General features: G+C 64.4%; 18 protein-coding genes and 1 pseudogene. 9 read left to right on the top strand and 10 right to left on the bottom strand.

What is annotated here, in order from left to right; translation table 11 throughout:
• Nucleotides 1-10: 10 nt before the first annotated feature.
• The 4 genes from JQ580_RS08255 to JQ580_RS08240 all read left to right on the top strand — a co-directional run bounded on the left by JQ580_RS08255 (nucleotide 11) and on the right by JQ580_RS08240 (nucleotide 4,730).
• Entirely contained in the window at nucleotides 11-1,939 is a 1,929-nt protein-coding gene (locus tag JQ580_RS08255) for a potassium transporter Kup (protein WP_212279133.1), read from the top strand.
• 157 nt (nucleotides 1,940-2,096) lie between these two features.
• Nucleotides 2,097-2,423, top strand: coding sequence for a rhodanese-like domain-containing protein (locus tag JQ580_RS08250; RefSeq protein WP_026202463.1), 327 nt, complete (start codon nucleotides 2,097-2,099; stop codon nucleotides 2,421-2,423).
• A 7-nt stretch (nucleotides 2,424-2,430) separates the two neighbouring features.
• Complete coding sequence (locus JQ580_RS08245; RefSeq protein ID WP_212279132.1) at nucleotides 2,431-3,612, top strand: aminotransferase; 1,182 nt, start codon at nucleotides 2,431-2,433, stop codon at nucleotides 3,610-3,612.
• A gap of 5 nt (nucleotides 3,613-3,617) precedes the next feature.
• Nucleotides 3,618-4,730, top strand: coding sequence for a polyamine ABC transporter substrate-binding protein (locus tag JQ580_RS08240; protein ID WP_212279131.1), 1,113 nt, complete (start codon nucleotides 3,618-3,620; stop codon nucleotides 4,728-4,730).
• Between the two features lie 100 nt (nucleotides 4,731-4,830).
• Here the strand turns inward: JQ580_RS08240 and JQ580_RS08235 are convergent, their stop codons facing one another.
• The 6 genes from JQ580_RS08235 to JQ580_RS08210 all read right to left on the bottom strand — a co-directional run bounded on the left by JQ580_RS08235 (nucleotide 4,831) and on the right by JQ580_RS08210 (nucleotide 9,607).
• Complete coding sequence (locus JQ580_RS08235) at nucleotides 4,831-5,763, bottom strand: lipid A biosynthesis lauroyl acyltransferase (protein WP_212279130.1); 933 nt, start codon at nucleotides 5,761-5,763, stop codon at nucleotides 4,831-4,833.
• Nucleotides 5,764-5,774: 11 nt separating this feature from the next.
• Nucleotides 5,775-7,052 carry a beta-ketoacyl-ACP synthase gene (locus tag JQ580_RS08230; protein WP_212279129.1) on the bottom strand — a complete coding sequence of 426 codons (1,278 nt, stop codon included), beginning with the start codon at nucleotides 7,050-7,052 and terminating at the stop codon, nucleotides 5,775-5,777.
• Between the two features lie 18 nt (nucleotides 7,053-7,070).
• The gene (locus tag JQ580_RS08225) at nucleotides 7,071-8,276 is read right to left on the bottom strand and encodes a beta-ketoacyl-ACP synthase (RefSeq protein ID WP_212279128.1); all 1,206 of its coding nucleotides are present in this window, start codon (nucleotides 8,274-8,276) and stop codon (nucleotides 7,071-7,073) included.
• Entirely contained in the window at nucleotides 8,273-8,743 is a 471-nt protein-coding gene (locus tag JQ580_RS08220; RefSeq protein WP_212279127.1) for a 3-hydroxyacyl-ACP dehydratase FabZ family protein, read from the bottom strand. The genes JQ580_RS08225 and JQ580_RS08220 overlap by 4 nt, the downstream gene beginning before the upstream one ends.
• A 10-nt stretch (nucleotides 8,744-8,753) precedes the next feature.
• Nucleotides 8,754-9,041 (bottom strand): acyl carrier protein, encoded by a 288-nt coding sequence (locus tag JQ580_RS08215; protein WP_007592476.1) that lies wholly within the window; start codon nucleotides 9,039-9,041, stop codon nucleotides 8,754-8,756.
• Nucleotides 9,042-9,265: 224 nt separating this feature from the next.
• On the bottom strand, nucleotides 9,266-9,607 hold the full coding sequence (locus tag JQ580_RS08210) for a hypothetical protein (protein ID WP_212279126.1): 342 nt from the start codon (nucleotides 9,605-9,607) through the stop codon (nucleotides 9,266-9,268).
• Nucleotides 9,608-9,920: 313 nt separating this feature from the next.
• Between JQ580_RS08210 and JQ580_RS08205 the strand changes: the two genes are divergently transcribed.
• Nucleotides 9,921-10,550, top strand: a complete 630-nt coding sequence (locus JQ580_RS08205) for a ParB-like protein (RefSeq protein ID WP_212279125.1) — start codon at nucleotides 9,921-9,923, stop codon at nucleotides 10,548-10,550.
• 30 nt (nucleotides 10,551-10,580) lie between these two features.
• Here the strand turns inward: JQ580_RS08205 and JQ580_RS08200 are convergent, their stop codons facing one another.
• Nucleotides 10,581-10,736 (bottom strand): hypothetical protein, encoded by a 156-nt coding sequence (locus JQ580_RS08200; protein WP_212279124.1) that lies wholly within the window; start codon nucleotides 10,734-10,736, stop codon nucleotides 10,581-10,583.
• Between the two features lie 269 nt (nucleotides 10,737-11,005).
• Between JQ580_RS08200 and JQ580_RS08195 the strand changes: the two genes are divergently transcribed.
• From JQ580_RS08195 to JQ580_RS08185, 3 genes and pseudogenes are all read left to right on the top strand, one after another.
• Complete coding sequence (locus JQ580_RS08195) at nucleotides 11,006-11,149, top strand: hypothetical protein (protein WP_212279123.1); 144 nt, start codon at nucleotides 11,006-11,008, stop codon at nucleotides 11,147-11,149.
• Nucleotides 11,150-11,366: 217 nt separating this feature from the next.
• Nucleotides 11,367-11,534 (top strand): hypothetical protein, encoded by a 168-nt coding sequence (locus tag JQ580_RS08190; RefSeq protein ID WP_212279122.1) that lies wholly within the window; start codon nucleotides 11,367-11,369, stop codon nucleotides 11,532-11,534.
• Nucleotides 11,531-14,106: pseudogene (locus tag JQ580_RS08185) on the top strand (HAD-IC family P-type ATPase). The gene JQ580_RS08190 and the pseudogene JQ580_RS08185 overlap by 4 nt, the downstream one beginning before the upstream one ends.
• Here JQ580_RS08185 and JQ580_RS08180 read toward each other — a convergent pair.
• The 3 genes from JQ580_RS08180 to JQ580_RS08170 all read right to left on the bottom strand — a co-directional run bounded on the left by JQ580_RS08180 (nucleotide 14,103) and on the right by JQ580_RS08170 (nucleotide 17,168).
• Nucleotides 14,103-14,606, bottom strand: coding sequence for an MgtC/SapB family protein (locus JQ580_RS08180; RefSeq protein WP_212279121.1), 504 nt, complete (start codon nucleotides 14,604-14,606; stop codon nucleotides 14,103-14,105). The pseudogene JQ580_RS08185 and the gene JQ580_RS08180 sit on opposite strands and share 4 nt — an antisense overlap.
• 10 nt (nucleotides 14,607-14,616) lie before the next feature.
• Nucleotides 14,617-15,195 carry a peroxidase-related enzyme gene (locus JQ580_RS08175; RefSeq protein ID WP_212279120.1) on the bottom strand — a complete coding sequence of 193 codons (579 nt, stop codon included), beginning with the start codon at nucleotides 15,193-15,195 and terminating at the stop codon, nucleotides 14,617-14,619.
• A 215-nt stretch (nucleotides 15,196-15,410) separates the two neighbouring features.
• Complete coding sequence (locus JQ580_RS08170; RefSeq protein WP_212279119.1) at nucleotides 15,411-17,168, bottom strand: ATP-binding protein; 1,758 nt, start codon at nucleotides 17,166-17,168, stop codon at nucleotides 15,411-15,413.
• Between the two features lie 421 nt (nucleotides 17,169-17,589).
• Here JQ580_RS08170 and JQ580_RS08165 point away from each other — a divergent pair, with 421 nt between their 5' ends.
• Nucleotides 17,590-18,558: a catechol 2,3-dioxygenase gene (locus JQ580_RS08165; protein WP_212279118.1), complete on the top strand. Its 969-nt coding sequence runs from the start codon at nucleotides 17,590-17,592 to the stop codon at nucleotides 18,556-18,558.
• The last annotated feature ends 27 nt before the right edge of the window (nucleotides 18,559-18,585 follow it).

Here is an 18,585-nt window from a genome sequence, read left to right as displayed (position 1 = left end):
GGGCTCTCCCATGACAAGTGACGTAGCGATTTCCGCCCCGGAAACGGCGGCGGCCAATGGGCATGGCGACGCCCACACGACCGCCGGCTTCGGGGCGCTGACGCTCGGCAGCATCGGGGTCGTCTATGGCGATATCGGCACAAGCCCGCTCTACGCGTTCCGCGAAGCGGTGATGGCCGCCTCGGGCGCGGAGGGGGTGCCGACGCCGGCTGCCGTGCTCGGCGTACTCTCCCTGATCCTGTGGGCGTTGATCGTGGTGGTCACGCTCAAATACGTCGTGATCCTGCTCCGCGCCGACAACAATGGCGAGGGCGGCACCCTGGCGCTGATGGCCCTGGCTCAGCGCGCAGTCGGAACCGGCGGGACGACCATCGTCCTGCTCGGTATCATCTCCGGCGCGCTGTTCTACGGCGATGCCGTGATCACGCCGGCACTCTCGGTGCTGTCGGCGATCGAGGGCATGAAGGACGTCACGCTTCGGTTCGAGCCCTACATCGTGCCGCTGACCGTGATCATCCTGGTTGGCCTGTTCGCCGTTCAGTCGCGCGGAACCGCCCGAGTCGCCGCCTTCTTCGGTCCGATCATGTGCGTCTGGTTTGCGGTCCTTGCTGTGGCGGCGATCCATCCGATCATCCAGCAGCCGCAGGTCCTGTACGCGCTGAACCCGCTTTATGCGGTCTCGTTCATGCTCCACCACGGCATCATCGGCTTCGTCACGCTGGGTGCGGTGTTCCTGGCGGTCACCGGCGCCGAGGCGCTCTATGCCGACCTCGGCCATTTCGGCAAGCGGCCGATCCAGACCGCTTGGCTGTTCATCGTGCTGCCGTCGCTGGCGTTGAACTATCTGGGGCAGGGCGCGCTCGTGCTCGGCGATCCCGGCGCCATCGTCAGCCCGTTCTTCCAGCTCTTCCCGCAAGGCTTCGTCCGCGGCTGCATGGTCGTGCTCGCCACCATGGCGACCGTCATCGCCAGCCAGGCGGTGATCACCGGCGCGTATTCGCTGACGCGCCAGGCGATCCAGCTCGGCCTGCTGCCGCGCTTCGAAATTCGCCATACATCGGAAGCCCATTCCGGCCAGATCTTCATCCCGCGCATCAACCAGCTTCTGCTGGTCGCGGTGGTGCTGCTTGTGCTGCTGTTCCGCTCGTCCAGCGCGCTGGCGTCCGCCTACGGCATCTCCGTCACCGGGACCATGGTGGTCACCGCGATGATGGGCTTCGTGGTGATCTGGAAGGTCTGGCGCTGGTCGCCGCTCGCGGCGGGAACGCTGATTGCGCCGTTCCTGTTCCTCGACCTCACATTCCTCGCTGCCAACCTGCTCAAGGTGTTCGAGGGCGGCTGGGTGCCGCTGGCGCTCGGCGCCCTCATGATCATCCTGATGTACACGTGGCGGCGCGGCAGCCGGCTCCTGTTCGAGAAGTCGCGCAAGCTCGAGTTCCCGCTCGCCGACCTCGTGGCAATGCTGGAGAAGCGGCCGCCGCAACGGGTGCCCGGCACCGCCGTATTCCTGACTTCGGATCCGCTCAGCGCGCCGACCGCGCTGATGCACAGCCTGAAGCACTACAAGGTGCTTCACGAGAAGAACGTCATTCTCACCATCGAGACCGCGCAGACCCCGCGGATCGATCCGGCCGAGCGCGTGAAGCTGGAGCAGATCAGCCCGACCTTCTCCAAGGTGACGCTGAAGTTCGGCTTCATGGAATCGCCGAACGTGCCGAAAGCGCTGGCGATCGCCCGCAAGCTCGGCTGGCAGTTCGACATCATGTCGACGTCGTTCTTCCTGTCGCGCAGGGCGCTCAAGCCCGCCGCTCATTCCGGCATGCCGCGCTGGCAGGACCGGCTGTTCATCTCGCTCAGCCGCTCCGCCAATGACGCCACCGACTATTTCCAGATCCCAAGCGGCCGCGTGGTCGAGGTCGGCACTCAGGTGACGATCTAGCCGGCCAGCCAACGCCGCACTTCAAGTCGCTGCGATTTAGCTTTAACTTGCGCCGCGCGGCTCAAGCCTTTGTAGCGCTTGATTTTCGTGAGCCGAGAGGCGAGGTTGCCGCCGGCCGGGACACGTCCGGCGGGTACGCGCGATGTTGGAGGAAGATGTGGCGAACCAGGTGCAGGATCTGACCCCGGACGAGGTGTCCAAGGGTGTCGCGGAAGGCCGCTATCTCCTCGTCGACGTGCGCGAGCCGAACGAGGTCGAAGCCGAGGCTTATCCCTACGGCGTCGTGGTGCCGCTCTCGACCTTCGATCCCAAGGCGATCCCGGATCCCCAGGGCAAGGACGTCGTGTTCGCCTGCCGTTCCGGAAAACGCTCGGTGACGGCCTCGCTCGCGGCGCAGGCGGCGGGCCTGCCTTACGACAAGCATCTGGCCGGCGGCATGCTGGGCTGGAAGGCCGCAGGGCTTCCCAGCAAGGTCGGTGGCTGACCCCGCGATGCCGACAAAGAGCTCCTCGCTAAACAAGGTCTTCGCCGACCTTCCCGTCACCATCTTCGAGGCGATGTCGCAGGCGGCGCGCGACAACGCCGCAATCAATCTCGGCCAGGGCTTTCCCGACGATCCCGGCCCGGAGGACATCCGTCGCGCCGCGGCCGAGGCCTCGCTGAACGGCTACAACCAGTACCCCTCGATGATGGGCCTGCCGGAGCTGCGCCAGGCGATCGCCACCCATTACGGCCATTGGCACGGGCTCAAGCTCGATCCGATGAGCGAGGTGATGGTGACCTCCGGCGGTACCGAGGCGCTGACCTCGGCGATCCTCGCTGTGGTCCAGCCCGGCGACGAAGTGGTGTGCTTCCAGCCGGTCTATGATTCCTATCTGCCGATCATCCGCCAGGCCGGTGGCATTCCGCGCCTCGTGCGGCTGGAGCCGCCGCACTGGCGGTTGAATGAGGACATGCTGAAAAGCGTCTTCAATTCAAAGACCAAGGCGGTGCTGTTCAACAACCCCTTGAATCCCAGCGCGGTGGTCTATCCGCGCGAGGATCTCGAGCTGCTGGCGCGTTACTGCCAGGAGTTCGACGTCATCGCGATCACTGACGAAGTCTGGGAGCACGTCACCTTCGACGAGCACAAGCACATCCCGCTGATCACCATTCCCGGCATGCGCGAGCGCACCATCAAGGTCGGCTCGGCCGGCAAGATCTTCTCGCTGACGGGCTGGAAGATTGGCTTCGTCTGCGCCGCGCCGCCGCTCCTGCGCGTCGCCGCCAAGGTGCACCAGTTCCTGACCTTCACCACCGCGCCGAACCTGCAGGCTGCCGTCGCCTATGGGCTCGGCAAGCCGGACGAGTATTTCCTGTCGATGCGCAAGGATTTGACGCGGAGCAGGGACCGCCTGACCAAGGGCCTGGAGAGCCTCGGCTTCCCCGTGCTGAAGTCGCAGGGCACCTATTTCCTTACCGTCGACCTGTCGCCGCTCGGGCTGAACGAGAGCGATACCGAGTTCTGCTGGCGGATCGTGAAGGACTACAAGGTCGCCGCGATCCCGGTCTCGGCCTTCTACGAGCAGGACCCGGTGACCTCGGTGGTCCGCTTCTGCTTCGCCAAGAAGGACGAGACCCTCGACACCGCGCTGGAGCGGCTGTCGGACGCGGTGCGCGGTCGCAAGAGGTAGAAAAGATGACGAACGTCAGCCGCTGCGGATTTGGCTTTGGCCTCGCGATCGCCGCCGTGCTGACGCTGCTTCCTGTCCCCACCAGGGCCGAGGAGCGCGTCGTCAATTTCTACAACTGGTCCAACTACATGGCGCCAGATGTCCTGGAGGCCTTCACCAAGGAGACCGGCATCAAGGTGGTCTACGACACCTTCGATGCCAACGAGACGCTGGAGACGCGCCTGATGGCCGGCAAGTCCGGCTATGACGTGGTGGTGCCCACGGCCTATTTCCTGCAGCGGCAGATCAAGGCCAACATCTTCCAGAAGCTCGACAAGACGAAGCTGCCGAACCTCGCCAATGCTTGGCCGATGGTCACCAAGCATCTTGCGACATATGATCTCGGCAACGACTACGCTGCCAACTACATGTGGGGCACGACAGGCATCGGTTACAACGTGGCCAAGGTGAAGGCGATCCTTGGACCCGATGCCAGGATCGACAGCTGGGACATCGTCTTCAAGCCGGAGAACCTCGCCAAGTTCAAGGATTGCGGCGTCCACATGCTCGACTCCGCCGACGACATCTTTCCGGCGGCCTTGAACTATCTCGGGCTCGATCCGAATTCGACCAAGCAGGCGGACCTCGAGAAGGCCGCCGATGTCGTCGCAAAAGTCCGCCCGTCGGTACGCAAATTCCACTCATCCGAATATCTCAGCGCGCTCGCCACCGGCGAAATCTGCTTCGTCGTCGGCTGGTCCGGCGACATCATGCAGGCGCGTGCGCGCGCCGCGGAAGCCAAGAGCGGCATCGAGATCGGCTATGCCATTCCGAAGGAGGGCGCGCAGATGTTCTTCGACAATCTCGCGATCCCCGCGGACGCCAAGAATGTCAGGGAAGCCTACGAGCTGATCAACTATCTCTACCGCCCCGACGTTGCCGCCAAGAACTCGGACTTCCTGTCCTACGCCAACGGCAACCTCGCCAGCCAGAAGCTGGTCGATCCGAAGATCCTCGGCGACAAAAATATCTATCCGGACGACGCGACGCTCGCGAAGTTATTCGTCATCACCGCGCGCGATCCGGCAACCCAGCGGATCATCAACCGGCTGTGGACCAAGGTGAAGACCGGGCGCTGAGAGTACCCGGCATTGCGAGGAGCGAGGCTACGACGCGATCCAGACCGTTTCCGCGGAAAGACTCTGGATTGCTTCGCTTCGCTCGCGATGACGGAGAAAATCACCGCCACCGGCGATGCAGCCACAACCACTGCTCGGGATGTTCGAGCACCCAGCTTTCCACGACGTCGGTGACGGCCTGCGTGGTGCCCTGGATGTCGATCTTGCCCTCGGCATCACGCACCGGCGGAATCTCTTCGGTCAATTCGGCGGCGAAGCGCCCCCCCGGTTTGCGGATGACGCGCACGCCGTGAATGGGGCATTCGACCTGACGCAGCAGGCGCGCCAGCATGGGATTGGCGCGGGTCTTGCGGCCGAAGAAGGTGACCTCGACGCCGCCGGTCAGATACTGGTCGATCAGCATGGCGACGTGCTTGCCGTCCTTCAGCGCCTGCGCGAGGCGCAGCGGCGCATCGCGCCCGGCCGGGATCAGCGTGCCCATGTTGACCTGGCGCATCTCCTGGATGATGCGGTCGGCTGAGGCGATGTTCGGCCGACGGTAGAGGATCGCCGTGTCGAGACCGTGCGCGACAGCGGCGAGAGCTGGCAACTCCCAATTGGCGAGATGGGCCGAGAAGATCAGCGCCGGCTTGCCGTCGTCGCGAATGCGATCGAAGCGCTCGATGCTGCTTTCCGGCAATTCAATGCGACTTCGCTCCGGATGCTCGCGGTCATAGTCCCAGACTTGATCCATATGGGCGAACTCGGCGCCGACGCGGCCGAGATTGTCCCACACGCCCATCAGGATCTGTTCGATCTCTTCGGGCGACTTCTCGGGAAAGGCGGCCTTGAGGTTGGCGCGGCCGATGCGGTGCTCGCGCAGGCGCGGGCCGATCAGCTTGGTCGCACGTGCGAAGAAGTCCGAGGTCTTGACCGGGTCGAAATAGCGCGTGGCGCGCAACATGCCGACCGTGGCAGCACCGATCAGGCTGCCGCCGAGCGATTTGGCTGCATTCCGCGCGCGAATCTTCGTGCCGATGGAAATCAGCGCCATTCTGCAGTCGGTCAGACCGGTTCGCGGGTCAGGATCAGCGAGGCGTTCTGGCCGCCGAAGCCGAACGAGTTCGACATCACCGCTGTGACGCGGGCGTCGCGGGCCGTGTTGCCGACGACGTTGAACAGGATCGTCGGATCCGGCGTCTCGTAGTTGATCGTCGGCGGGATGCGCTGATGCTCGAGCGTGAGCAGAGAGAAGATCGCTTCCACGGCGCCCGCGGCCGAGATGGTGTGGCCGACCATCGACTTGTTGGACGTCACCGGGATCTTCTGCGCGAGCTCGCCGAACACGGCCGATGTCGTGTTGAACTCCATCTTGTCGTTCTCGGGCGTCGCGGTGCCGTGCGCGTTGATGTGGTCGATCTGGTCCGGGGTCATACCGGCATCGGCCAGTGTCTTGTTCATGCAGCCGATGATCGGCTTCCCATCAGGAGACGAGCGGGTGCGATGGAAGGAATCGGTGAGTTCGCCGCAGCCGGCGATCACGCCGAGGATCTTTGCGCCGCGCGCGGTGGCGGCCTCGTAGCTTTCCAGCACGAGCGCGCCGGCGCCTTCGGCCATGACGAAGCCGTCGCGGTTCTTGGAGAAGGGGCGGGAGGCCGCCTGCGGCGGATCGTTCTGGGTCGACAGCGCCGAGAGCAGCGAGAAGCGCACGAGCGCTTCCGGATTCACGGTGCCGTCGGTCGCCACGCACAGCGCAGCGTCGGTCTCGCCGCGGCGGATCGCCTCGACGCCGAGCTGGATGGAGGTCGCGCCCGAGGCGCACGCGGTCGACAGCGAGATCGGAGAGCCCTTGGTGCCGAAGGTCTCGGCGAGATGCGCGGCGACCGAGCCGAACATGAAGCGGTGATGATAGGAACTGTACTTGCCGCCGCCGGAGATGCGCAGGAGATCGTCATAGGTAAAATCGGGCGCGCCGACGGCGCGGCCGAGTTCGCGGCGCTGGGGCCATTCGACCTCGACCGGCGCAACCGCGAGGAAGAGGGGGCCTGGGAAATCGGCCTTCGCGCCGATACCGGCCTGTTCGAGCGCTTCCTCCGTCACGAGCTCGGCCATCCGCTCGGACAGTCCGGTGGAGGAGAACGGATCGACGCTGACGAAATCGACCGTGCCTGCCATCGTGGTCTTCAGGCCGTCGACCGGAAAACGCGTGATGGTGCGGATGCCGGATTCACCGGCGAGGAGCTTGGCCCAATTGTCGGCCTTGCCGGCACCAAGCGAGGTCATGATGCCCATGCCGGTGACGACGACGACGGGGCGCCCGAGTTTGTCGCGTGGTGCAGTCATGTCGATCCCCCGGGTGAGCTAGCCAACTGCCTCGACCAGCGCCATGCCTTCGCCGCGCCAGTGTCCGGCTCCGACCACCACAATCTGGCTGGGCGCTCCCTGCATTTCAATCTCGGTGCCGGTCGAATCGTTCGGCGGGAATAGCGCACCGCGTGAGATCGACAGCGCGGCGAGCGCGATGCCGAGCGGGAATTGCGTCTCCATGGTGTGGCCGAACATCGTGCCGGTCGAGCGCACCGGGAAGTCGGCATGGCCCTTCAGGAAGCTATGCTCTTCGCTCGTCGCGGGTTCAGCGCCGGTCGCGCCCGAGATGATCGCGCCCTTGCCTTCGCGCCGGGGCAGTTTGGCCCACAGCTGCTCCAGCGTCGCGGCCATGTCGCCGGGCTGCTTGCGCCGGGCGAGGTCGGCGACGACGCTGGTCAATCTGGCGAACGGCTTGGCGCCACGCGCTTGCGCATGCGCCTTCGACTCCAGCACCAGGAAGGCGCCGGCAGATCCCAGCGCGAAGCCGGCGTGATCCTTGCGCGCCCACACGGGAGCGAATTTGTCCTTGAGGTTGAAATCGCCGAATTCGTAGAGGACGAGCAGGTCCTTGCGCTCGCCATTGTGCGAGCCGCCGACCAACGCGATGTCGCTCTCGCCCGACGCGATGCGCGCCAGCGCAATGCGGGCGGCGTCGGCGCCGGCGACCTCTTCGCCCATGAAGGTGCGCGATGTGCCGCCGAGCCCGTGCACGATGGCAATGTTGCCGGCGAGCAGGTTGGAGAGCTGCGCCAAAAACAAAGTGGGGCGCAGATCGCTCATGAGGCGCTCGTTGAGGAAGCCGGGCGCGTTCGCGCCCTTGGCCTCGGCCGTCAAGACGCCGGTGTCGACGTTGAGATCGCGCTCGCCACCGCCGGCGGCTACCACCATGTCGATCTTTGAGAGGATGTCCTTGTTGCCCTTGATCCCGGCGGAATCGAGCGCAAGGCCGGCGGCGTAGGTACCGATGCGCTGCCAGGCTTCCATCTGGCGCTGATCGCCCTTCTTCGGGATCTGGCTGTCGAAGCTGACGGGCATCAGGGGATGCACGATGTAGGGCGCAAAGCGCTTCTCGTCGACATTGATGCGTTTCTCGGAAAGCGCGGCCCAGTTGGCGTCTAGGCCCTCGCCGAGCGAGGTCGCGAGTCCAATGCCGGTGATCCAGACTTCGGTCTGGCCAGGCTTCGAAGCAGTGTCAGTCATGGCGATACGGCCTGTTGCGGAAAGCCGACGCGCTCGGCGACTTTCGCCATGTAGCCGCGCATATCCGCATTGGGGAAGGGGATCAGCGTGAAGGTGAGCGCGGAATTGGCGCGCAGCTTGCCACCGACCCTGATCTTGGCTTCGGTCATGGCGTAGCCCGAGCCCTCATGGGCCACGCTCGCCTCGAGCGTCATCAGCTCGCCCGGAAAAACCGAGCCGCGGACCTTGGCTTCCTTGACGGCCGCGAGAATCGGCATGCGCTCGAATTTCAGAACGCCGAGCAGGAGAAAGCCCGAGGCCTGCGCCATCGATTCGATCAGGAGCACGCCCGGCATCAAGGGGTAACCCGGGAAGTGCCCCTCGAAGACAGTGCTCTCCATGGGGACCTGGGCTTCGACGACGATCGTCTTCTCGTCGACCTTGAGGTCGACGATCCGGTCGATCATGTGGAAGTATTCGAGTTGCATGACCGCGCCCTTAGGCGCTCGCGCCCTTGGCCGCAACCAGTTCGTCGATGCGGGCGCACAGATTCTTCAGCACGAAATACTGCTCGGTCGTCGCCTTGCCGTCGTTGACCTCCTGGGTCCACTTTTCAAGCGGCAGCTTGATGCCGAATTGCTTGTCGATCGCAAACGCGATGTCCAGGAAATCAAGGCTGTCGATGCCGAGATCGTCGATGGCATGACTGTCCGGCGTGATCGTGTCGCGCGGGATGTCGCAGGTTTCAGCGATGATCGTGGCGACCTGATCGAATGTGGAAGACATCACTAAGCCTTTGATATATTGCGGATATTTATCAGATTGTCCAGAGTGGCACGGTGGGTGGGCATCGCGCCCCTGATGACGCCCTCAAACCCCCCTCTGGCCGGGTCGAAAGCCCGTATATCGGAGCGACGCCCTGAGTTCAATGGAGCCGGGCGAGCGCCGAGACAGGGCTGGGGATGCCCCGCTGGTGTCCCTTACCCGCCGGGGCCGGCGGTCAGGCGGGCCTAGATATGTGGCGTCGTAATCTTGGCGCAGTCGCGACGGCCCATCAGCACGCAATCCTGGGTCCGGCGCAGGTCGGCGATGCTGACCGCGAGCCAAATTCCGATTGCAGTCAGCGCGATGGTAAAAGCCAGCGCCGCGATGTTGGCGAGCATGCGATGGCGGAAATCGTCCGGCTCGGCGCGGGGGTGCTCGTAGCGCGACAGGTCGAGCGGTTCGGGATCGACGCGCAACGGCTGCACGGTACCGCTACCGCGGTGGGCCGCCGGGGAAGGCGAGGTGCGCGGCCTGAACTGGAGCACCCGGTGCTCGTCGTCAGAGCTTATGGGCCGCTGGGTTGTCATGGGGCGGGGATCACTCCAAAGCAGCGATTTTAGATAGCATACGTGACGAACGCGTTGCAGGAAATCTTCTCGATACTCGCGTGCATTCGTGCGCTTGCACTATTGGTGCAAGGACCGGTGCGGAGCGATTGCGGAACCGGCTGCATGCCGAGACCGGGGCAGGAGGGTTGCGTTGCAACAACAACCAAGATTGCACCGCCCACATCGGCTTGTGATCCCGGTGTCCTCGCGAACACGTTTTGCCGTCGCAGGGCCCATGTCATAATTGGGGAACCTGAACCGTCAGTTGCATCCGTTCGAAGGGCCTTCGACCATGACTACGACCAACGCGCGCGAGCCGAGAGTGCATCCGGTCCCGATCCTGTCGCTCCGGCCGACGCAGATGACTGTCGGCATGCGCGAGGTCAAGGAGAAGCGCAAGCGCTGGCGCGAGCACGACAAGAAGAAGCAGGCCGATCTGCTCGGCAAGCACATGATTCCCGTCGTCTACGGTCCCGACGCGCGGTACTACGTGATCGACCATCATCATCTCGGCCGCGCGCTGCACGACGAAGGCGTCAAGGAGGTATTGGTGACCGTCGTCGGCGACCTCCGCATGGTCGAGCGCGAGGCGTTCTGGGGCGTGATGGACAACAAGCGCTGGGTCTATCCCTACGACGCCAAGGGCGAACGGCGACAGTTCCGCGACCTGCCGAAATCGGTCGCCGATCTCAAGGACGATCCGTTCCGCAGCCTTGCCGGCGAATTGCGCCGGATGGGCGGCTTCGCCAAGGACACCACGCCGTTCTCGGAATTCCTGTGGGCCGACTTCCTGCGCCGAAAGGTCTCGCGCAAGGTCGTGGAGGCCGATTTCGACAAGGCGCTGGAGAAGGCGATGTCCGCGGCGAAGAGCAAGGATGCGATCTATCTGCCCGGCTGGTGCGGTCCGGAGGAGGACGATTAGGACGGAGGGAATCGCGAGCCGCGATGGCCGTCAGTCGCGCTGGAAGATCCTGGCGCCGGGATAGGCGCGGCGAGCGTAGGTGACCACCAACGCACGGTCCTCGGTGTCCAGGAAGGGCGTTCGGATCTGGTGCGACCCGACGATGAGGTGCCACAGGCCATTGAGCTTCTGGATCACGATCTTCATTTGAATAATCCTCGATGACTCCATATTGCAGCGGATACTGCTCGTCGTCGCATTGCTCGGGATCGCAGACTTGCGTGTAGAATTCCGCTCGCTGCTTGCATTCCACAGCGAAACACGCCGATTCTTATTAGTTGGTTATGGCGTGTGCCCTGATAAGCCGACTCCCATCACAGTCGCTTGAGTGAAATCAATTTCTGCGCCCATGAAACCGTCCTGAAACAGAGCCGTCCCATCTCTATGGGGTAGTCGAGCTCACACAGGAGGCGAACATGCGCCGTCTGGTTTTCGTAATTGCCTTGCTCGCGGTCGCTTCGGCTGGAATTTCGGCATCGTTTGCCGCGGTTCATCACGCCAAGTCGTTGACGTTCGCGGAGCGCTTTGCTCCAGCGCTCGATTTGATGGCGAAGCGCTAGCGGCCTGGCGCGCTGCCGCCATGGAGCGATGCAGAGGTTGACCGCTGCGACGTGGACATCACGTCGCACCCATCGACCGGCCGGATCAGGCTTGACCTGCCGCAAGTCCACGTCGTTGCGGTCGGCTAAAGTTCGACTGCATGATTGCCGAAGCAGCGTTGCGCCCCGACGGCGAGGGCGAGGTCGGCTCCAGGTCATGCTGGCTGGAGTCACGACCATGAGCCTCATCTTTCGCATCGTCTTTATCGCCGCCGGCGCGCTCACCGCGTTGTTCGTCGCGCGTGATGCCCTGAACTTCACGATCATCCAGACCTTCGTCGCCGTCTTGCTCGTGACAGTCGTCGTGGGCGCTGGAAGTCTCTGGAGCTTGCGGCGGAAGACGTGAGCAACGCAGAACGGGGCAGTCCGGCCGGGCTCAGTGAAACCGAGGCCCGGCTGCGGCTGCAACAGGACGGTTACAATGAACTGCCGCGGCCCGAACGGCGCACGCCGTTGCGGATCGTGCTCGAGGTGTTGCGCGAGCCGATGCTCGCGCTCCTTCTATGCGGCGGGCTGGTCTACCTGCTGCTCGGCGACCTCCGCGAGGCCTTGCTGCTCATGGCCTTCGGCGCCATCTCCGTCGTGATCACGATCGTGCAGGAAACCCGCACCGAGCGCGTGCTGGAGGCATTGCGGGAGTTGACCAGTCCGCGAGCGCTCGTGGTCAGGGACGGCGAGCGCCGGCGGATCGCGGGCCGGGACGTCGTCCGTGGCGATCTTCTCATGCTGGCTGAGGGCGATCGGGTCCCGGCAGATGCACTCCTCGTCAGCGCACATGATCTGGCGGTCGACGAGTCCCTGCTGACCGGAGAATCGGTTCCGGTTCGCAAGCAGGCCATCAAGACACTGGCCGCCAAAGGGTCCTCGACTGAAAGGGCCACCTTGGCTGAACATCGCCCGGGCGGCGATGACCTGCCGTTCGTGTATTCGGGCTCGCTGGTCGTGCGAGGCGAGGGCCTCGCCGAGGTCGAGGCGACCGGCCCCCGCAGCGAGATCGGGAAGATCGGATTATCGCTTCACGGCCTGCAGCAGGAGCCGCCGCGGCTGCAGCAGCAGACCGCACGGCTGGTGCGGCTTTGCTTTCTCGGCGGCGCCACGATCAGCCTCGCTGCCGTCCTGCTCTACGGAACGCTGCGCGGGGATTGGCTGCAGGCGTTGCTCGGAGGCATCGCGATCGGCATGTCCATGCTGCCTGAGGAGTTTGCCGTCGTCCTCACGGTCTTCATGGCCATGGGTGCGTGGCGGATCTCGAAGGCGCGGGTGCTGACGCGGCGCGCGGCCGCGATCGAGGTGCTGGGCTCCGCGACCGTGCTGTGCACCGACAAGACCGGCACGCTGACGCAGAACCGGATGTCGGTCGCGGAGCTGAGGCTGCCCGACGGGGCGCGCGTGCGCCTGGCGTCGTCACAGCCGGGATACGTGGGTGCAGAGTTCTTCGAGCTGGCGCGTTGCAGTGCTCTGGCGAGTTCGTCCGAACCGTTCGATCCGATGGAGAAGGCCCTGCACGCGTTCGCGCAGGCGAGCCTGCCGGAGGATGACGAAATCCCGGGTGCCCGGACCTTGATCCGCAGCTACGGCCTGCGCCCCGAACTGCTGGCGATGACCCAGGTTTGGCAATCGTCCCAGCCGTGTTCGCCTCGGCCAAAGGCGCGCCCGAAGCGATTGCGCGCCTCTGCAAGCTGGATGCGGCGGGCCAGGACGCGATGCGGGATGCGGTCGCGGAGATGGCAAAGGATGGTCTTCGCGTGCTGGGCGTCGCCGCTGCGGCCTGCGACGGCGACGCCCTGCCGAGTTCGCAGGAAGACTTTTCGTTTCGCTTCCTCGGTCTGGTCGGGTTGGCCGATCCGCTGCGTCCGCACGTTCCCGAGGCGGTCGCCGAATGCCGTTCGGCGGGCATCCGCGTCGTCATGATCACGGGCGATTATCCGGCGACCGCCTTGGCAATCGCCGGGCAGGCCGGACTCGACGTCAACGAGGTCGCGACCGGCGAGCAAATCAAGCGCGCCGACGAGCGCAAGCTGGAAACACTCGTCAGGAACGTGAACGTGTTCGCGCGGGTGCTGCCGGAGCAGAAGCTGCGGATCGTGCAGGCGATGAAGCGCGGCGGCGAGATCGTCGCAATGACCGGCGACGGTGTCAACGATGCGCCGTCCCTGAAGGCGGCCCATATTGGGATCGCGATGGGCGGCCGCGGCACCGACGTCGCCCGCGAGGCCTCCTCGATCGTCCTGCTCGACGACGATTTCGGCTCCATCGTTGCATCCATCCGCCTGGGGCGCCGGATCTACGACAATCTGCGCAAGGCCATGGCCTTCATCTTCGCCGTCCACGTTCCGATCGCGGGGCTTGCCCTGCTGCCGCTGGTTTTCGGGCTGCCTCTGGTTCTCGGCCCCGTTCACATCGCGTTTCTGGAGCTGATCATCGACCCCGTCTGCTCGCTCGTGTTTGAAGCCGAGCGGGAGGAGCGCGATGTCATGAGCCGCCCGCCGCGGCGTGCCGATGCAGAGCTGTTCTCGTGGGCCTTGGTCGGCTGGAGCGTCCTGCAGGGCGTTGTTGCATTTTTGTTGATCGCCGCGATCTTCGTCGTCGCGCTTCGTTGGGACGTTCCGCCCGAAGAGGCGCGCACTCTGGCCTTCATCGCGCTCGTCGTCTGCATCGTCGCGCTGGTGCTGGCCAACCGGTCCTTCAGCACGTCCTTCCTGTCTGCCTTCTTCCGTCCAAATCCGGCCTTGCTTTGGATTTTCCTGTCAATCGCTCTCGTTCTCGCCGCGGCCCTGTTCTGGCCTCCTGCGTCCAGCCTCTTCCGGTTCGGCCCCCTGCACCTGGACGATCTGATGGTCACCCTCGGCGCGGGATTGCTGGTGCTCACGGTGCTCGAACTGCTGAAGCCGATATGGGCACGGCGATTGCGATTCTAGACGCCGTCCCGGGAGCCGGTCTTCGGCGCAGCCTCCGCAGGGTGGGGATCTTCCTTGCCGCCGAGGGCGTGATGCAGCCGGCGTTCGACGCGGCGGCCGATCGTGAGCAGCACGAACGTGAAGGCCAGCGCGACCAGCACGATCTTCCATTCCCCGGCGCCGCAGGCAATGCCCAGGCAGGCGGCGAGAAAGGTGCAGGCCGCGCTGGTCAGGCCGCGCACCCGAAAACGGTCGCTCTCGTGGACGATGACGCCGGCTCCGAGGAAGCCGATGCCGGTCAGGATGCCTTGGATCACGCGGCTCGCCGCATCGGTGATCTTGCCAGGCTCGGCGAGCTGCACCGCGAGCAGCACGACGGTTGCGGTGGAGAGCCCGACGATGCCGAGCGTCTTCAGTCCGATCGGCTTGCCGTGGAGGTCGCGGTTGAGGCCGATCGCGCTGCCGGCGAATGTCGCGGTGCCGAGGCGCAGCAGGATTTCGGGCCAATCCATCCCGGTCATGTCTTGGTGGTCACTTCTTCGGCAAACGTCCCATCAGGTAGAATTCGTCATTCGGGCGCATGCCCGTGAAATTCGCCAGCCGGTTCGACAGCGCGAAAAAGGCGGAGATCGCGGCGATGTCCCAGATGTCGTCGTTGCTGAAGCCGTGCGGCGCGAGCGCGGCGAAATCGTCCTCGGAAATCCGCTGCGCGTCGGCCGAGACCTTCATCGCGAAATCGAGCATCGCCTTCTGCCGCGGCGTGATGTCGGCCTTGCGGTAGTTCACCGCGATCTGGTCGGCGATGAGCGGGTTCTTGGCGCGGATGCGCAGGATCGCGCCGTGGGCGATCACGCAATACTGACACTGGTTGGCGGCCGAGGTCGCGACCACGATCATCTCGCGGTCGGCCTTGCTGAGGCCGCCGTCCTTTTCCATCAGCGCGTCGTGATAGGCGAAGAAGGCGCGGAACTCGTCGGGACGGTAGGCCAGCGTCAGGAACACGTTGGGCACGAACCCGCTCTTCTCCTGCACGGCGAGAAGGCGCGTGCGGATGTCGTCGGGCAGCGTATCGAGCGCGGGAGCGGGGAAGCGTTGTGCGGGCTGTGTCATGGCATGGATTCCGGCTTTGGGCCGGAGACCATAGTCGATGCGGGCGCCATGCTCAACGTGAGGCCCTCGTGCCCCGGACGCAACGCAGCGCCTCTTCGGCGGTGCGCTGCAGAGCCGGGGCCCATGTTTCGAGCGTGCAGCGTGTGTTCGGCGTGGGTCCCGGCTCTGCGCGGCAACGCAAGAGCGTTGCGGCGCGTCCGGGACACGAGATCAGTTTACCGCAGCGGCTTCTTCAGCAGCGAGAAGCGGTCCGGATCGAGCCCCAACGAGGGCTGCAGCATCGGGGCGTCGACGTTGGAGAGCGTCTTGGCGGGTGGAGCCGAGAACACCGGATCGTTTGGCACGTCGCGCTGCGAGGTCGCGCCGCGCCAGCGTTCGAGCACGGCGCTGACGAAATGCATGTCGTGGCCGGAGGTGACCGAAGGCACGCTGCTGATGGTGGCCTCACCGCGCGGCAATTGGTGCGGCGGCACCTCCTTGAAGCGCAACCGGGTCGGCAGCGCGACGCCTTCGCCGAAAGCCAGCACTTCACGCGTGCCGAGCGAAGGGACGAAGGAGAGCAGGTTCGCGGCAGCGTCCGACACGGCGGCGCGCAGCAGCGCCTGGTCGCGCTCGTTGGCAAGACGCATTGTGAACAGCGTATTGCACTGGGAGATGATGGTGGCATCGAGCTCGGCCGGACGCTGGGTGATGAGACCGAGATAGACGCCGTATTTGCGGCCTTCCTTGGCGATGCGTGACACCGCCTTGCGGGTCGGCCCGAATCCGACGTTGCGGTCCGCGGAGGCGTAGCGATGCGCTTCCTCGCAAACGAACAGCAGCGGCGAGACGCCGTCGCTCCACAGGCCGAAATCGAAAGCCATGCGGCAGAGCACCGAGACGACGGAATCGATGACCTCGGCTGGGAAGCCGGCGAGCTGCATCACCGTCATCGGCTTGCCGTTGGCGGGGAGACGGAACAGCAGGCTGATGACCTCGGCCATGGTGTCGCCGCCGACATTGGCGTTGTCGAACATGAAGGCGTAGCGCGGGTCGTTGCGCACGGCCTCGATGCGCGAGATCAGCTTGTGATAGATGATGCGCGAGGAGCGGTTCTCGAGCTTGCCCATGCGCTCGTCGATCAGCGACATCAGGTCGACCAGGCGGTACGGCACCGGGGTGTCGACGGTGTAGCCGACCTGCTTGGGATCGATGCGCTTGAGGCCGATGCGGTCGGCGTTCTGGTATTGGGTGTAGACACCCTTGGCGAGCGGGATCACCTCGGCCAGGATGTCGAGCTCCTCGGGTACGCCGGCGCGGCCGCCGAACAGCACGTCGACGATTTCCTCGAAATTGAACAGCCAGAACGGCAGCTTCAGGTTCCGCGGGTTGAGCACCAGCGCGCGGTCGCCGAAGCAGCGGCCATATTCGTTGTGCACGTCGAGCAGGAAGATGCGCAGGTTCGGACGCGCCTTCAGGATCTCGTTGAGCAGCAGCGACACGCCGGTGGATTTGCCGACGCCGGTCGATCCCAGTACCGCAAAATGCTTGGACAGCATTTCCTCGACATCGACGTAGGCAACGACCGAGCGGTCCTGCTGGAGGAAACCGACATTGATTTGGTCCGATCCGGTCGGCGCGTAGATCGTGCGCAACTCCTGGCTGGTAATCAGGTCGACGGCATCGCCGATGGTCGGATAGTTGGTGACGCCGCGCTGGAATTTCGGCTTGTCGCTGGCGTTGAGGATCTCGCCGAGCAGGTCGACCGATGCGACCGCGATGTAATTGTCGCTGCTCGACAGGTTCTCGCACGACACCTCGGTGATCATGGCGACGATGACCGAACTGGAACTGCGAATACTGACGAAGCGGCCGACGGTCGCCCGAACTTCCGAGATCGGCATCTGGCTTTCAGCCAGCAGCCCGACCCGGGCGAGCGATCCGCGTACCGAAATCACACGTCCAAAGGATGTCACGATAAATGAACCTGGCATGAGCGAGGAATTTGACCCTGACTATGCGAGCGGGGGGCTGGACAAACGGTTAAGCAGCAGGTGCAGGCGTTTTCTTAAATCTGCGACAATTCGGTCGATAGGCTTGTTCCAAATGCATACGTGGCGGCGGAATTGGCCGAAAATTGCTGCTTTTCCAGGCCTTCGAGCAGAAATTCAGTTAAGGAAGATTTTACCATCCGGGCACTCGGTGCGCCGTTCGGAGGAGGATGGTCATGGCGGTACACCGGGCTGCATCGCACGGCATGCGCTGCCTTTTTGTTGACGGGACCTAATCATTTGTACATTAGTACAAATGAACCCTCGGCCGTGGGTGACGCCCGGAGGCACGAGCCACTTATGAGCTCGGCATTTGGATGCGAGATCCGGTCCGGCGGATCCCAGCCATGTCCTGGAGGAGACCATGCAGCCCGAACCGATCCTTGATCTCGCCCATCTCGGCCACATGGAATTGCTGACGCCCAAGCCCGATGAGAGCCTGAAATTCTTCGTCGACGTCATGGGGATGACCGTCAGCGGCCGGAAGGGCGAGTCGGTCTACTTACGCGGCTGGGACGATTACGAGCGCTATTCGCTGAAGCTGACGGCTTCGAAGACGTCAGGCATGGAGCACATGGCGCTGCGTGCGCGCAGCCAGCAGGCGCTTGAGCGCCGCGTCGCCGCGCTGAAGGGCTCCGGCTTCGACATCGGCTGGATCGACGGCGACATGGGGCAGGGGCCGACCTTCCGCTGTCGCGATCCCGACGGCCACATCGTCGAGCTCTATTACGAGACCGAATGGTACCAGGCGCCGCCCGAGCTGAAGCCGGCGCTGAAGAACCAGGCGCAGCGCTTTCCCGCGCGCGGGGTCAATGTCCGGCGTCTCGACCATCTCAACTGCCTCGCCGTCGACATCAAGGCGAACCGCGAGTTCTTCGAGAACTATCTCGGCTGCCGCCTCACCGAGCAGATCGTGCTCAACGACGGACGGGAAGCGGCGATGTGGCTAACGATGTCGAACAAAAGCTACGATTTTGCCTATTCACTCGACCATTCGGGTGTGCCCGGGCGCTTCCACCACGTCACCTATGCGCTCGACAGCCGCGAGGAGATATTGCGCGCTGCAGACATCTTCCTGGAAAACGGCATCCACATCGAGACCGGCCCGCACAAGCACGCAATTCAGCAGACCTTCTTCCTCTACGTTTACGAGCCCGGCGGCAACCGCGTCGAGGTCGCCAATGCCGGCGCCCGCCTGATTCTCGCGCCGGACTGGAAGCCGATCGTGTGGACAGAGGAGGAGCGCAAGAAGGGCCAGGCGTGGGGGCTGAAGACGATCGAGTCCTTTCACACCCACGGCACGCCGCCGGTGGAGGTGAAGAAGCACGGCTAGTGTTTCGAATCATTCCGGGGCGACGCG

It is taken from the genome of Bradyrhizobium sp. SZCCT0148 (genome assembly GCF_018129985.1).
GTDB lineage: Bacteria > Pseudomonadota > Alphaproteobacteria > Rhizobiales > Xanthobacteraceae > Bradyrhizobium > Bradyrhizobium japonicum_H.
The sequence above is the reverse complement of the archived record's forward strand: the minus strand, read 5'-3'. Positions and strand labels throughout refer to the sequence as shown.